Origin of the sequence: Brevibacterium sp. FME17, assembly GCF_014897515.1 — a bacterium.
Lineage (GTDB): Bacteria > Actinomycetota > Actinomycetes > Actinomycetales > Brevibacteriaceae > Brevibacterium.
Map to the genome: position 1 here is coordinate 29,942 of NZ_JABUYD010000018.1, position 14,714 is coordinate 44,655.

The 14,714-nt window shown below is 60.9% G+C and carries 11 protein-coding genes; 6 read left to right on the top strand and 5 right to left on the bottom strand.

Translation table 11 applies throughout. The features are described from left to right. Positions 1–54: 54 nt before the first annotated feature. Positions 55–1,890: a hypothetical protein gene (locus INT40_RS15085; protein WP_193096411.1), complete on the top strand. Its 1,836-nt coding sequence runs from the start codon at positions 55–57 to the stop codon at positions 1,888–1,890. 342 nt (positions 1,891–2,232) lie between these two features. Here INT40_RS15085 and INT40_RS15090 read toward each other — a convergent pair whose 3' ends face one another. Beyond that, entirely contained in the window at positions 2,233–2,871 is a 639-nt protein-coding gene (locus INT40_RS15090) for a hypothetical protein (RefSeq protein ID WP_193096412.1), read from the bottom strand. Between the two features lie 160 nt (positions 2,872–3,031). On the opposite strand from INT40_RS15090, the gene INT40_RS15095 reads away from it, so the two are divergent. Then, entirely contained in the window at positions 3,032–3,478 is a 447-nt protein-coding gene (locus tag INT40_RS15095; protein ID WP_193096413.1) for a hypothetical protein, read from the top strand. A 162-nt stretch (positions 3,479–3,640) separates the two neighbouring features. On the opposite strand, the gene INT40_RS15100 is transcribed toward INT40_RS15095, so the two are convergent. The 3 genes from INT40_RS15100 to INT40_RS20700 form a co-directional block, all read right to left on the bottom strand. Next, entirely contained in the window at positions 3,641–4,528 is an 888-nt protein-coding gene (locus INT40_RS15100) for an N-acetylneuraminate synthase family protein (RefSeq protein WP_193096414.1), read from the bottom strand. Next, positions 4,525–5,949 carry an acylneuraminate cytidylyltransferase gene (locus tag INT40_RS15105; protein ID WP_319022006.1) on the bottom strand — a complete coding sequence of 475 codons (1,425 nt, stop codon included), beginning with the start codon at positions 5,947–5,949 and terminating at the stop codon, positions 4,525–4,527. Before INT40_RS15105 ends, INT40_RS15100 begins: the two co-directional genes overlap by 4 nt. Positions 5,950–6,080: 131 nt before the next feature. After that, a complete protein-coding gene (locus INT40_RS20700) occupies positions 6,081–8,009 on the bottom strand; it encodes a dolichyl-phosphate-mannose--protein mannosyltransferase (RefSeq protein ID WP_226831440.1) in 1,929 nt (642 codons plus the stop codon). 138 nt (positions 8,010–8,147) lie between these two features. Between INT40_RS20700 and INT40_RS15120 the strand changes: the two genes are divergently transcribed. Together INT40_RS15120 and INT40_RS21240 are read left to right on the top strand one after the other, a co-directional pair. Continuing rightward, complete coding sequence (locus tag INT40_RS15120; protein ID WP_193096415.1) at positions 8,148–9,572, top strand: IS1380 family transposase; 1,425 nt, start codon at positions 8,148–8,150, stop codon at positions 9,570–9,572. 393 nt (positions 9,573–9,965) lie between these two features. Beyond that, the gene (locus tag INT40_RS21240; RefSeq protein WP_319022007.1) at positions 9,966–10,769 is read left to right on the top strand and encodes a DUF4190 domain-containing protein; all 804 of its coding nucleotides are present in this window, start codon (positions 9,966–9,968) and stop codon (positions 10,767–10,769) included. A 452-nt stretch (positions 10,770–11,221) separates the two neighbouring features. Here the strand turns inward: INT40_RS21240 and INT40_RS15130 are convergent, their stop codons facing one another. Next, a complete protein-coding gene (locus tag INT40_RS15130; RefSeq protein ID WP_193096417.1) occupies positions 11,222–12,424 on the bottom strand; it encodes an IS110 family transposase in 1,203 nt (400 codons plus the stop codon). A 428-nt stretch (positions 12,425–12,852) separates the two neighbouring features. On the opposite strand from INT40_RS15130, the gene INT40_RS15135 reads away from it, so the two are divergent. Together INT40_RS15135 and INT40_RS15140 are read left to right on the top strand one after the other, a co-directional pair. Next, on the top strand, positions 12,853–14,055 hold the full coding sequence (locus INT40_RS15135; protein WP_193096418.1) for an IS110 family transposase: 1,203 nt from the start codon (positions 12,853–12,855) through the stop codon (positions 14,053–14,055). 221 nt (positions 14,056–14,276) lie between these two features. Next, on the top strand, positions 14,277–14,708 hold the full coding sequence (locus INT40_RS15140; RefSeq protein ID WP_193096419.1) for a DUF4190 domain-containing protein: 432 nt from the start codon (positions 14,277–14,279) through the stop codon (positions 14,706–14,708). Positions 14,709–14,714 lie beyond the last annotated feature (6 nt).

Consider the following 14,714-nt stretch of genomic DNA (forward strand, 5'->3'; position numbering starts at 1 on the left):
CCCTGGACAGGTGAAGTTCACCCACTGTTCGCTCACCGCCCATAGCCTTGTGCAATGCCGGATCTGAAGCTCTTCCACTTCGACATCCCGACCTGGGGAAACTACGGCGACAAGGCCCTGTTCCCCGTGGTCAGGGACACCTTCCGAGTGCTGGGGTCCGGTGGTTCGGCCACCTCGGGTCAGTCGGGCAGCGGCTTGGGCAGGTCAGGTGCTGAAGTGGACTTCACATCGGCGGCGGCCCTGCGACGCGAAGTAGACATGGCCCTCGTGCAGCGCATCAATTCAGGGGCCGATGCTGTCGTCATCGGCGGTGGCGGATTGTTTTTACAGGACACGAACCCGAATCGTCTCTCGGGGTGGCAGTGGAAGATCTCCGCCGAGGCGCTCGCCGCCGTCGAGGTCCCGCTCATCATCTATGCCCTCGGTGACAATCGGTTCCCCGGCCAGCCCGAGTTCGACGAACTCATGTGCTCCCATGTCGGCCAGCTCCTCGACCAGTCCGTGTTCTTCGGTCTGCGCAACACCGGCAGCATGCGCACGATGTCTCAGTTCCTCGGTGAGGACGGCACTGACGATCGGCAACTGCCGAATCAGTTACTGGCCGCGGGCCAAGCGTCGGAATCCCGGGTGGGGCCGATCTCTCCTTCGGATGCGATCCGCTTCCAACCGTGTCCGACGACCATCGCGGGTCTGCTCTATGAGCCGTTGATCGGCCGTCGCCCCGATCCGAGACAGAAGGTCTTGGCGATCCAGATGCTCGTCCACCCACGGCAGCAGGCCGCAGGCTATGACGCCGAGGTGATCCACCGGGCCACGATCGATGCCGCCCGCATGCTCGTAGCCAGAGGGTGGACCATCCTCAGTGTTCCCTTTCATCCCGATGACGCCGAGGTGTCGCGTCAGTTGGTCGCCGAGGTGCCCGAGGTCAAGGAAGTCAGCCTGCATGGCTCCGATGTCGGCTTCTTCGCCGGCTTCGACCTGTTCGCCTCCATTCCTTATGTGCTCGGTGGTCGCGGCCACGCACAGATGATCCCCTTCGGCATCGGTTCGATCCCGATCTCCTTGGACCTGCATGCCAAGCTCGGCTACTTCGCCGAGGACATCGGGCATCCCGAATTTGTGGTGCCGGTAGGGCCTGAGGGGATGGCATCGGAGAGTGCGACTCCGGAGGTCGGTGGCGCAGGCTGCATAGGTGCCGACGCCTCCGGTCCCGGCGCCGGGGATGTGGCTCAGCGAACTCACGCTCTGGCCGAGCGGATCGTCGATACGATCGAGCAGGCCTACGCTCAGGGCAACGCCCTGCAGGACGACTTGATGTCGACTCGACAGGACTTCCACGACATCACTCGAAACAACCATGCAGTGATCCACGATCTGCTGCGGCCTGGGACGAGCTCCGTCGCGACGGGAACGGATGCGGGGCAGTCAGCTGGTCCCGAGAGACTGCGCACCTCTGCCGACATCCGAGCCGAAGAATTCCACCTCGCGGCAGTGGCTGAGGCTGAGGAATTCAGTGCCGCACAGACGCGAGAGCTCACAAGAGTCCGTCGCGAGCACAAGAAGAAACTCGAAGACGCTGCCACGCACAGCAAGGTCCTCGAAACGGAACGCGAGAACCTTCGAACGAAGCTCAAGCACCAGGAAACTCAGCTCGAGCGACAGTCTGCAGAGCTTGAAGCCCGAACCACGGAACTCGCCGCTCAGACTGCGGAGAGGGACCGCCACGCCGAGGATGTTGTCGGAGTGCGGAAGCAGCTCCACGAATCCGAGGCCCAACTCAGATCGGTCAACGACCGTACAGCCACCGCCGAAGCGAAGGTCTTATTCGAGAAGACGGTACATGGGCTGACGTGGAGAGCTCGGCGAATCAAGCGCGCATTCAAACGCTGAAGAGAGCTGATTGCCGAGGCACCTGAGGTCGAGGACCTTTGATTGGCTATTCGCGAAGCTCTCCCCACGCGAATGAAGTTTCGGCTATTTCGGATTGGAGTTGTTCGAAGAACCGCTGTTTGGCCTCTTCTAACGATTCAGTGACGTCCGAGTCCGAAACGAGTACTCGAATCCTCTCACCGCGAACGCAGAGCCGTGCCCATAACATGCGTAAGTTGGGGCCATCGGACTCGATTGAGACTCTGTCAAGCTCTCCATCTTCTAGTAGACGGTGCAACGCTGGAAATACGATCTCGTCTATCCGGTCTATATTCCACTGATTTGGTTCCGGGATTTCCATGTCTAGCTCGTGAACTTAACTTTTCCGGCAATTTTCATGGTACCAATGTCGAGGCCGACTGGGAAGGAGAATTTATCGCTATAATTAATTGTTTGATTGTCTTTCGCGGTGAATGTGCCATGGAAATGGTAGTTCTTATCCACTTTATGATCCGATTGGCGGCCTTGTCTTTTACCAGCAACTGTAGAATCCATGCCGCGTTCCTTTACTTTCCCTGTAATTCGTTTCTGGAGGTTTTCATTGATCCAAAATCCCCATGGCGTTTTGTTGCTTCCGCATTTGTGCTGCATTTCAATGTGACCATTTGAATCAATTTGACCAAATGGTGTGCTGCATTTTAATTTGAATATTTTCGATTTTGATGCTTGTGTGGTCGTCCTGCTCGAGTCGTGCGTCGGCGCAACATTTGGTTCGGCACTATCCACTAAGCTTTCCACCTGAGACTTTGCAGATTGTCGTGGTAATGGCTTAGCGAATTTGATAGTCAGGGTTGATTCGAGTCCTTGCGTCTGTTCTGTAACTGAATATTCTTCGACCAGCTCGTTGGCTTGCGCGACACCTGTTGGACTTACGATAAGCGATGCGGATATTGCAGTGAGGGCAACTATGCCTGGCGACCTAAGCTTCATTGTTCTCATCATTCGTTGGGTTATTGTGCAATGGCGATCGTAAATACGTACACGGGACACTGTAGAGAGTATCATGTTGCGTTGCTATTTTGGAGGTGTGTTTTGATCGACCTGAGAGGAGGATTTTGTTGCTTATCTCGACAGCGGCGAGGTCAGTGCCCCAGCGGAGACTATGGCGCAAGAAGGTCTACGCGCACATATCCGCGCCGAGTATTTCCACCTTTGGGTAGTGTCCGAGGCTGAGGAGTTCAGTACCGCTCAGATGCGAGAGTTCACGAAAGTACGCCGCCAGCACAAGCAGAAACTCGACTGCTGCGATAAGTCGCGCACAGATCTCGAAACGGAACGCGAGAACCTTCGAATGAAGCTTAAGCTCAAGGAAAGTCAGCTTGAGCGACAGTCTGCGAAGCTCGATGCCCAGCCCACAGAACTCGCCGCTCAGACTGCGGTGAGGAACCGCCACGCCCTCGCTGCCGCCGGACTGCGGAAGCAACTCGCCGATTCCGAGATCCGGCTTGGGGCAGTCAACGACTATACGGCCAAAACCGAAGTGAAGGTCAAGACGTCGCAGGGGCTGGTGTGGAGAGCTCGGAGAATCAGGCGGACGTTCAAGCGCTGAAGAGTAAAAAGCCACCCGGAGCCGCACAGTAACCTCGGAGCGGCACAGCGATCTCGGAACGCTCCCACCACCTCGGCGAGGGAACATGACAACGGCCCCACCACCTCGGCGAGGTGATGGGGCCGTGATCAGCTGATCAGTTCAGCCTGCGATCAGATCAGATCAGACGCTGACCTTGCGCAGCGAATTGATCTTCGACTCTTCGCCTGGCATGACGCGCTTCTCGCCGTCACCGAAGGCGGTTTCGAGGACACGCACACCCTTGACGAGTGAGGTGAATTCGCGTGGTTCCATTGACGCGGACTGGTCGGAGCCCCACATCGAGGAGTCCAGGGTGATGTGGCGTTCGATGGTCACTGCACCCAGTGCTGCGGCGGCGAAGGAGATCTCGAGGCCCAGCTCGTGGCCGGAGTAGCCCACGGGCACGCCGTAGCGCTCACGCATGGCGGGGATGGCCTTGAGGTTGACCTCTTCGGGAGGCAGCGGGTAGGTCGAGGTGGCGTGCATGAGGATGAGCTTGTCGCGATCGAAGACCTCGACGGCGGCATCGAGTGTCGCCCAGTCGGACATGCCCGAGGAGCACAGGACGGGCTTGCCGGTGGCGGCGATGGCCCGGAGGAGTTCGAAGTCCGTCAGCGATGCCGATGCGACCTTGTAGGTCACGGCGTCGAACTTGTTCTCGAGGAAGTCCACGGAGTCAGTGTCCCAGGGGGAGGCGAACCACTGCAGACCGACTTCCTTGGCGTAGCGGTCGATCTCGGCGTATTCTTCCTGGCCGAACTCGACGCGCCACTTGTAGTCGAGGTAGGTCATCTCGCCCCACGGGGTGGAGCGCATCTTCGACTTCTGGTGTTCGGGCACAGCCACATCGGGGTTGCGCTTCTGGAACTTCACGGCCTGGGCGCCGGCGGTGACGGCGACATCCATGAGCTGCTTCGCGATCTCGACGTCGCCGTTGTGGTTGATGCCGATTTCGCCGATCATGTACACGGGCTGATTCGGGCCGACGAGGTGGTTGCCGAAGGCCACTGGGGCGAGTTGATCAGTCATGAAACCTGCTTTCGATTGGTACGCAGATCTTCTGCGTGATTCGTGAGCAACGGCTGTTGCTGCGGGTTGGATGGTCGGTGAGTGCTGGTCTGGTGTGCGTCTGTGGCGTGTACGTCTGCGGTGTGTGGTTCGAAGCCGAACTGCTCGGCGCCTGGCACCGATGTCAGTCCTCGCGTCGGCAGGTCCTGCGCCGCCTGGTCGGGTACGGGGATGAGGTCGCAGACTTCGCGGACCGCTCCCTTTCCGCCGGGCCGATCGAGGACCACCCGAGCCGCTGCGAGCACCTTGGGATGGGCGTCCGCGACTGCGATGGGCCAGCCGACGACGTCGAAGGCTTCGAGGTCGTTGATGTCGTTTCCGACGTAGGCCACTCGGCCCGCGTCGAGGCACTGCTCATCGATCCATGACTGCAGGACCTTCGATTTATTGTCGACGCCCTGGGTTACATCCACGTGAAGTTTCTCCGCCCTGCGGGTGACAACTGGATTGCGTTCCTTCGACAGGATCATGACAGGCATCCCTGACTTCACGAGGCGTGAGACGCCCATGCCGTCGCCGCGGTGGACGCGGACCTGTTCGTTGCCGTCCTCGTCGACGTAGGCGCCGTCGTCGGTGTGGACTCCGTCGAAGTCGGTGACGAGGGCATCGACGTCGATGACCTGCGCGGTCTCCTGAGTCGAGGCGATCGCGCGGACCAGTGACAGGTCAGACATGTCGTCGATTTCACGGGCGTGCTCGGGCGGAACCTCTTCGATCGTGACGCGACCGAAGAAGCGGTGTTCATTCTCGAGGAGGCCGTCGGTGCGCATGACGTAGAACGCGCCGGTCTCGTTGTAGTGCTTGGCCCGGTCCTGACGGCGAGGGCGGAAGCTGGCTTCGTGCCCGACGGCAACTGCCGATTCGCCATCATCGAGGCGCCACAGGAACGAATGATCCTCAACGGCGGAGAACACGACGTCGGCCTTACCATCACGAACAGCGGCGACCGCGTTGTCGATCGAGGCCGAATCGATGAACGGGGAGGTGCACTGCATGAAGACCGTGGTGTCGAATTCCTCGCCGAGGTTGGCCAGCGTGTAGATGAGTGCCGACTCACTGGTCGCGGAGTCACCGGCGATGTCTGCGGGACGGTGGGACACCTCGGCGCCGGCCCGGATCGCCTCCGCGGCGATGCCGTCATGGTCGGTCGAGACGACCACCCGGTCGATGCTCGGCGTTGATTTCGCCGCATTGATCGCGCGCGCAAGAAGCGAGACGCCGGCGACCTTCTGCAGGTTCTTCAGCGGGATTCCCTTGGATCCGCCACGAGCGGGAATGATGGCCACGGCCCGATGCTGCCGTGCTGCGCTCTCATCATCAGCGGGCGCTGTGGCCACGCGATCGGTGGGCGCTGGGGGAGTCAGAGTCGATTGGTAATTCACAATGATTCGACGCTAGCGACGGCATGTGGCCCCCAGGTGAACGATCAATGTCGCCGAGGCGACGGCTTCGTGGCGGGTGTGTGTCGAGGTGGTCTGTGGCGGGGTTTGTCACCCGTGGTGGGGCTGAGGCGCTAGCGCCAGGTGACGTTCCACATGCGGTTGTTCCACGCTTCGAACGGGATGACCTCGCCCGTGTAGACCGGCCAGAAGTAGGCGAAGGCCATGATCGCGGCCACGAGGATCAGCCCGACGGCCATGCGGCGCCCGAACAGCGACCAGGGGATTCGAGTGCCACGGCCGGCGAAGAGGAAACCACGTGGTTTGGGGGCGAAGGAGGGGAAGACGTCGGGGGTGGATGTCGCTGAGGTTGCGGTCGATGAAATAGCGGTCGCAGTTGCGGACGTGGGGACTCTGCCCCATATGAGGGTGAGGCAGTAGGTGAACGCGAGGACGACGAAGGGCACCATGACGATCGTGTAGAAGGTGAAGATGGTGCGGTCCTGGTAGGTGAACCACGGTAGCCAGGTGGCGGCGAGTCCGGCCAGGATGACGCCGGCGCGAACGTCGCGGCGGATGATCCAGGCGACCAAGGCGACGAGGATGGCGATGGGTGCCAGCCCCCAGATGACCGGATTGCCGACCGAGGTGATCGCCGAGGAGCAGTGCTCAACGGCGCAGCCCATGCTTCCCTGGTCCGGGGATTCGTAGTAGAAGGAGGTCGGCCGCCATTGCACGATCCAACCCCACGGGTTCGACATGTACGGGTGCTCGGAGTCGAGACCGACATGGAACGAATACGCCGTGTAGTGGTAGTGCGCCAGCGACGGCAACCACTGCAGCCAGTCCGGCAGCGACTGCCACCAGCCGAAGTTCTCGGCCGCCCACTGCCGATCCCACGCATCGGTCGACCGGATCCAGCCCGACCAGCACGCCAGATAGGTGACGAACGCGACCGGCACGAACTTGAGGAACGACATGATGCTGTCGCGAATGAGCGCGCCCAGCCACGGGTGCACGACCCCGGCCCGATGCCGCGAATGCACATCCCACGCGACGAGGAGAATCCCGAACACCGCAGCCGCGTACAGGCCCGACCACTTCACGCCCATCGCCAGACCGATGCTGATCCCCGCGGCAATAATCCAGGGACGCACGCCGAGGCGGGGCCCGAAATTGATCTCGTCCCGCCGTTTCCGGTGGCGCCTTCGTTCCTCGGCAGTGGGGCCGGAGACCGGTACGGGGGCGACGGAGCCGGGGGAATCTGCGGAAGCGACGGATCCGGGGGAGTCCGCAGTGGGGGTGGCCGCCTCGGCGGGGGACTGCCGGTGCGGTTCGGCGCGCGTGAGGGTGAGGCTTCCGCTCTCAGAGGTGAGCTGGGTCCAGATGGCCAGACGCTTCGTGACGAATTCGCGATCGAGGAGGATGAAGAAGAAGGCGAGGAGGACGAAGGCCATGAGCACGATGTCGAGCAGGCTCGTGCGGGAGTGGACGAAGTGCTCGCCGTCGATGGCGAGCAGGCCGGCGGCAACGCAGGCGAAGAACGGTGAGCGCAGCAGCTTCCAGGCGATGACGCCCATGAGGAAGATCGTCAGAGTGCCGATGATCGCCACGGCGAATCGCCAGCCGAACGAGTCGTCGGCACCGAAGATGTCCATGCCTGCGCCGATGAGCCATTTGCCCAACGGCGGGTGGACGACGTATTCGGGACTCGGTTCGATGACGCTGGGGTCGCCGGCGTTGAAGGAGTCGTCGGCGTTCTCCGGCCACGAGCGTTCGTAGCCGAAGTTGAAGACCGAGTAGCCGTCTTTGACGTAGTAGGTCTCGTCGAAGATCAGTCGGTGGGGAAAGCCGAGGCGGAACAGACGCAGGGCCAAGCCGATGCCGGTGATGACGAGCAGCGCCGGCCACATCCACACGGGGGCGCGGGTCGCCCACATGCCGGCGTGGAAGGTCTTCCGGCGCATCGCTGCGGCTCCGACGCGGACCTTTTCGCGGTGCCTGGCCCTGCGCTCGCGGGCGATGCGCCTGGTGGGGGCCGGGGAGTCTGCGGTGTGTGTCATCGCCTTCCAGTTTAGCCTTGATCCACCGATGCGGGTGGCTGCTCAAAGCCGCGTGTGAAATGGAAATGCCCCTCCTGAACTGGGAAAATGATGATGTCTAACGTCAACATTCCCGTTCAAGAAAGGGGCACCTCTCAGGTGCTATTCAATCACACACCCGCAACTGTGGCCTACTCCTTCGACGACACGAACCTCGTCAGTCCTACCGGCCTGGTCCCGATCATGGCCCTGGCCCACCAGGCGGGCCTGCTCGACCTCACCGAGCAGCGTCTGACCGTGATGACGACCGGAGCCGATAAGGGCGCGAACCCGGGCGCGAAACTGTCTACCCTGATCGCGGGCATGGCCGCCGGTGCCGACTCGATCGATGACATGAACATCCTGCGCCACGGCGGCATGAACAGACTCTTCGACCGTGTTTACGCCCCATCGACTCTGGGATCGTTTCTGCGCTCGTTCACCTTCGGCCACGTCAGACAGCTCGATGCCATCAGTACCCGTCTCCTGATCAACTTGGACCAGCACACGCGCCTGCTGACCACCAGTGCGACAACACCACAGTCGTCGATGATCTTCGTTGACATCGACGACACCGTCATCGACGTCCATTCCGCAAGGAAACAAGGAGCCGGGTTCGGGTATCAAGGCAGTCGGGGGCTCAACGCGCTCTTGGCGACTGCATCGCCAAGCGCCTCCGGGCAGGTCATCGTCGGTCAACGTCTCCGGAAAGGCTCCACCTCATCAGCTCGGGGTGCCGACAAGTTCGTCTCTGACGCCCTGGCCACCGCTCGGCGCATCAATTCCGGTCAGGTCCCGGTTCTGGTGCGTGCTGATTCCGCCTACTACTCGTCGACGATGACCAAAGCCGCCCGCGATGCCGGGGCCGAGGTGTCGGTGACGGTGCGCATGGACAAGAAGGTCAAAGCCGCGATCACCACCATCGACGATGATGCGTGGACCGGCATCCAGTACCCGGAAGCGATCTTCGACGAAGAAGCTGGGGCCTGGATCTCAAACGCCGAAGTCGCTGAAGTCGCCTTTACCGCGTTCACGTCGAAGAAGAAGGCTCTGCAGGTGCCGGGCCGGTTGATCGTGCGACGAGTCCCCGAGCTCAATGAGAAGAAGCGCACTGCCGGGCAGGATCCGTTGTTCGACTTGTACCGATACCACGCCTTCTTCACCACCCTCGACAAGGATCGCTTCGACACTGTTCTGGCGGACCAGATCCACCGGAAGCATGCGATTATCGAGCAGATCAATGCGGAATTGAAAAACGGTGCACTGGCCCATATGCCCTCAGGGATCTTCGATGCCAACGCCGCATGGGTGACGATCGCGGCGATGACTCATAACCTACTGCGGGCAGCTGCAAGAGTCATGGGTGGCCGAATGAGCAAGGCTCGTGCACAAACACTGAGGACGCGCATCATCCTCGTCCCTGCCCGGATTGCCCGCCGAGCGAGGAGATTGATCCTGAATCTGCCCAGAGACTGGCCGTGGGCCGAGGAATTCGCCCGATTGTGGCAGGCCGCGTTGCCTCCTCCCCGGACTGCGTTGACATGACCGATCAGCCCAACCGGGCGTGAAGACTGGGGCCAGGGAGGAAGCCCGCAGGAACTGAAAAGTGGAATCAGACTGGTGAGAGACCCGGGCGATGTCCCCTGCCCATTTTTCGACATTTTGCGAGAACCGGATTCACAACACTGCGTCCAGGCCGATCGGTGGATCAAGGTTTAGAGATCACGCCGGGTCGGACTCTCATGCGACCCGCAGGTAAGGGTGTGGTTGAGGGTGCGTGGAGTTGGAAGCGTGACCCCGGGGGCCAGGGCCGGCGTGCTGGGAACCGAAATGTGACGTTGCCGGAGAACCTTGTGCCGAGATTGTTGGGCTTTCTGCGGTCGGCACCACTAGGGTAGTAGGGAACGAAGAGCGTCTGAGTGGAGAACGGTGTCGAACGTGTCGAACAATCCCGAATATCGCCCGAGCGACCCGCCTCAGGTCGGCTCGCAGCAGTTCAACAACAGCTATGGATCCCAGCCACAGTACGGTTCGGGGCAGGGACAACAGTATGGCTCGGGTGCTGGGCAGTACGGCTCGGGGCAGGGCCAGCAGTACGGCTCAGGTCCCGGGGCCGAACAGTACGGTTCCGGCGAGGGGCAGTACTCGCAGGGTCAGCAGTACGGCCAAGGTGGTTACAGCCAGGGCGGAAGCTACGGAGAGGGTGGTTACAGCCAGGGCGGTTCCAGCCAGTTCGGCTCCAACGGCGCGTACGGGCAGGCGGCCGGATACAACCAGCCCGATGCATACGGCCAACAGGGTTCCTACGGTTCGTACAGTCAGCCCGGCTCATACGGCTACGGCCAACAGGGTTCCTACAGCCAGCCGATGACCTACGGCGCCCAGCCGATGATGGTTCGATCCGTGTCGAATGGAATGGCTGTGTGGTCGATGTGGATGGGCATCATTGGCGTTGGGGGCGGACTGATCTTTGGTTTTCTAGCTCTGATTGCCGTGATGATTCCGCCTATTTCAATCTTGTTCGGTGTAATCACGATGCTCCTGGGGGTCGGCCCCGTTCTTGCCATCATCTTTGGTCACATCGGATTGCACCAGATCAAACGCACTGGTCAAGAGGGTCGAGGGCAAGGCATCACTGGTTTAATCATCGGCTATACAAGCATCGGACTCGTGATTTTGGTGCCCATCATCACTATAGGAATCTTTGGAGTTGGCTTCTTCGCTATGTTGAGTTCCATTTGAGGCAGCTGATCAGTTAGCCAGGAAAGTCGGAACATCAGCCCTATTCCGGCGGACGTAATTGCGGCTACGCGAACCGCAGTGCAGGACTGGAACACGATTCGCCGTCGAGGGCACCCGCACCCCGATAGCGTTGACATCAGTCATCGAGAACCGGACAACGCGGTGTCTCGAACACCCGCCACAGCCATCGGAGGACAGCTGACGTGGATACCCGCTCGCGGATTGCCCGTCGGGGGGTGCCCCTATATTTATTCATAGGCCCCGAACGGGGTCTGGTCGCTGGTCCTGGTATGGCTGATTTGCCCTGTCATTGATGATCCGGGGGGTGCCCCTATGGTTTTCGTCAAGGGGTGACGTGGATTTCTTCGAATAGTTTCGCCTGCTGATGCTTGGCAGGACTGATTGGTCCGGGACCGGAGTCTCGGACTGGGCTCGGGAGCTTCTGAACCTGTCTACGCGGCGGCGGCCCCCAGCGATACGTGGAAATAGGCACCGTCCCGCAGCATCGCGAACAACACGTTGCAGCGTCGACGAGCCAGCGCGATGAGTGCTTGGTTATGCTTCTTGCCCTGGGCACGTTTCCGGTCGTAATACGCCCTCGACAACGGGTCCTTCAACGCTGCGAATGCCGATAGGAATAGCGCCCGTTTGAGCACTTTGTTGCCCCGGCGGGACGAATGATCGCCACGGATCGATGTCCCCGATCTCCACGTCACCGGTGCCAAACCGGCGTAAGAGGCCAAGTGCCCGGCGGTGGCGAAGTCCTTGCCCACGACCTCGGTCAGGATTCTTGCCGCTGTCCTGACGCCGACTGCCGGCATCGACGTCAGGAGCTCGAAAAGAGGGTGTGATTCCACCAGCTGATCGATCCGGTCGAAGACCTCGGCCCGCGACGTTCGTGTCTGGGTCAACGAAGTGGCCAGTTGGGGCAGCACAAGCCCCGCTGCATCGGTGCCCGCGACGACGACAGTCTGCTCGTCCAGGGCCGTGAAGACCGCTGTCGCCCAGCGTTTCCACGCTCTGGGTGCGTGTTTGGCCAGCAGTGTCTCGACCCGGCGTTTACCGGCCCGACGTAGAGCCTTTGGAGTCGGATACTTCACCAACAGCGCCGTCATCGCAGGATGGTCCAAGTGAGCACCGATCACGGATTCGAGTCCGGGATGAATCTGTGTCAGCAGGCCACGGATCCTGTTCGATGTTGCCGTGGCCTGTTTCGCGAGATCGTCGTCGTAACCGCACAACATGGAAAGCTCTGCGACGTTTTCATCGCTGACCCTGATACCGCGCAGAGTATGCGGCATGGTCCGAGCAGCTTCGGCGATGATCGCGGCATCCCTGGCATCAGTCTTCGCCTCACCAGGATGCAAGTCTGCGATGCGGCGCATCGCCAGACCTGGTAGATAAGCGACCGTGACGCCAGCAGCTTGGGCGACAGCGACGGGCAGTGCTCCGATCGTGGCGGGCTGATCGACGATGACGAGGAGTGTTCCATGCACACGGAGCTTGTCGATGAGTGCTCGAAGCTTTGCTTCATTCTGCGGCAGTGCCTTCGACAGCAGTTGAGTACCGTCCCGGGCCAGGGCGACGGCGTGGTGGTCGTGTTTGCCGACGTCAATGCCGATGAATACGTCGATGTCGTCGTGGTTGGTGATCATGTCACTCATCTTCTTCGACTGGTGTGACTGCGGTTATGAGTGGTTCGGCTGGCCGGTGGTGCTGTGGTGGCTCCGGGGTTCGGCATCCACGTTACGGTCGGGCTCAAGGCATGTGTTCTGCCAGTGGTTCTGGCCCCTATCAGCGATTTCCCTGGTGCCTTCGACTCCCGGTGACAACACCCCCCGGACCATGAATGGCTGGGGGCATGAATCATGCCGGGAATCTTAGGCCAGCGACCCCTTCTATCCTGACGGATTGTGGGGCTACTTAAAAGGTAACGGGGTGTTGCCGCCAGGAATCCAGGACGCGCGTTGACTGCTGATAGGGGCTCGGCCCAGTTGTACTGAGGTCTCGTCGTAACGTGGGTGCCAGCATCGGGTGTCATGACAACCAACGACCATGGAACTGATGGTCGAGGAGGACTGTCATGAACACCGAATATGACGTCTGGTTAGGTCTCGACGTCGGAAAAACTAACCATCACGGTTGCGGACTGGGGCCGGCAGGTGAGCGGGTTTTCGACCACGAGCTCCCGCAAGACGAAGGCAAACTTCGCGACGTGATCACGACTCTGCAGGACGGGCACGGTCGTGTGCTCGTGATCGTTGATCAGCCGAACACGATTGGTGCGCTTCCCGTCGCGGTCGCCAGGGATTGTGGAGCCGATATCGCCTACCTGCCGGGGTTGGCGATGAGGAAGGCTGCCGATCTGTATCCGGGGCAGGCGAAGACGGATGCCAGGGATGCGTTTATCATTGCTGACACCGCCAGAACCATGCCGCACACACTACGATCAGTTGATCGGGAATCGGATGTGCTGGCCAATCTCAAGGTGTTGGCTGGCACCGACGAGGACCTGGCCCATGACATCACCAGAGCGATCAACCGACTGAGGTCCTTGCTGCTGCAGATCCATCCGGCGCTGGAGCGCGTGTTCAAGGGCACCGTGTTGACCAGGAACATCGTGCTGGATCTGTTGATTCGGTACCGTGGTCCAGCTGGGTTGCGGGCGGCGGGGAAGTCGGGGGTGAAGCGGTGGGCGCGTAACCATACCCGCAAGGATCCGTCGGCGCTGATTGATGTGATCTTCGATGCTCTGGCTGAGCAGACGGTGACCGTGCCCGGGAGTGAGGCGTCGGAGTCGGTGGTGCCGCGGCATGCGGCTCGGATCAAAGCACTGAAGGCCGAACGCAAAGAGATCGAGGCCGAAGCTGAAGAGTTAGCGGATTCGCTCCCTCTTCTTCAGGTCTTAACGTCCATGCCGGGAGTCGGCGTTAAGACCGCGTCCCAGATCCTCCTGGCAGCCGGTGACTTCAGCGCTTTTAGGACTCCTGGCCATTTGGCAGCGTATGCGGGTATTGCTCCGGTTACGCGCCGGTCGGGAACGTCGATTCGCGGCGAGTTCCCATCGCGGGCGGGCAACAAGAGGTTGAAGAACGCGTTGTTCCACTCTGCGTGGGTGGCGTCATGTCATGATCCATTGTCGAAGGCGTATTACGACCGGAAACGGGCCGAGGGGAAACGCCATAATGCTGCGGTGATGTGTCTGGCTCGTCGCCGGCTCAACGTGCTCTTCGCGATGGTCAAGCATGGGGTCTTCTACGAGGCGAGGACCCCGGTTGCTGCTTGACAATGAATGTAACGGGGCACTTACACCGGAACGATCCGTTCGCCAGCGGCTCCTGCACCGCGGGTCCGGATGCACACTTCTGCACCGCGGGCCCAGGTGACGACGGTTTACGGCACGCCACGACTCTCGAGTCCACAACTGTGACAGACCTGTAACCGCGCCGCCTTTTGCCCGAAACGACGACTCTGTACCGTTGAAGGCAGACGCAAGGAGACCTCATCATGAGCAGCCAGAACAACTGGAACAATCCGGACATGTATTACCAGCAGCCCTTGTCGAACTCGGGCGGCCTTGGTGCCCAGTCATACAGCCAGAACCCCGGATATGCGGCAAACGCTCAGTATGCCGTCGGGCCGGGGTACGTCTACCAACCGCTGCCGCCGAACAATGTGCTGGCCATCATCGGCATGTGCGCCTCGATCTTCGGCGTCGTCTCCGGAGTCCTCATCGGCGGCATCGCCGGCGTCATCATGGGCCATATCGCACGCAAGCAGATCAAGGAACGCGGTGAGCGCGGCGACGGCATGGCAGTTGCCGCCCTGTGGGTCGGCTATATCGGCACGGGACTGTGGCTCCTCTTCTGGGGCGTGATCCTCCTCTTCTACTTCGGTACGTTCGCTCTGCTCTTCGCCACCGGAGCAGCCGCATCTTGACCGAAG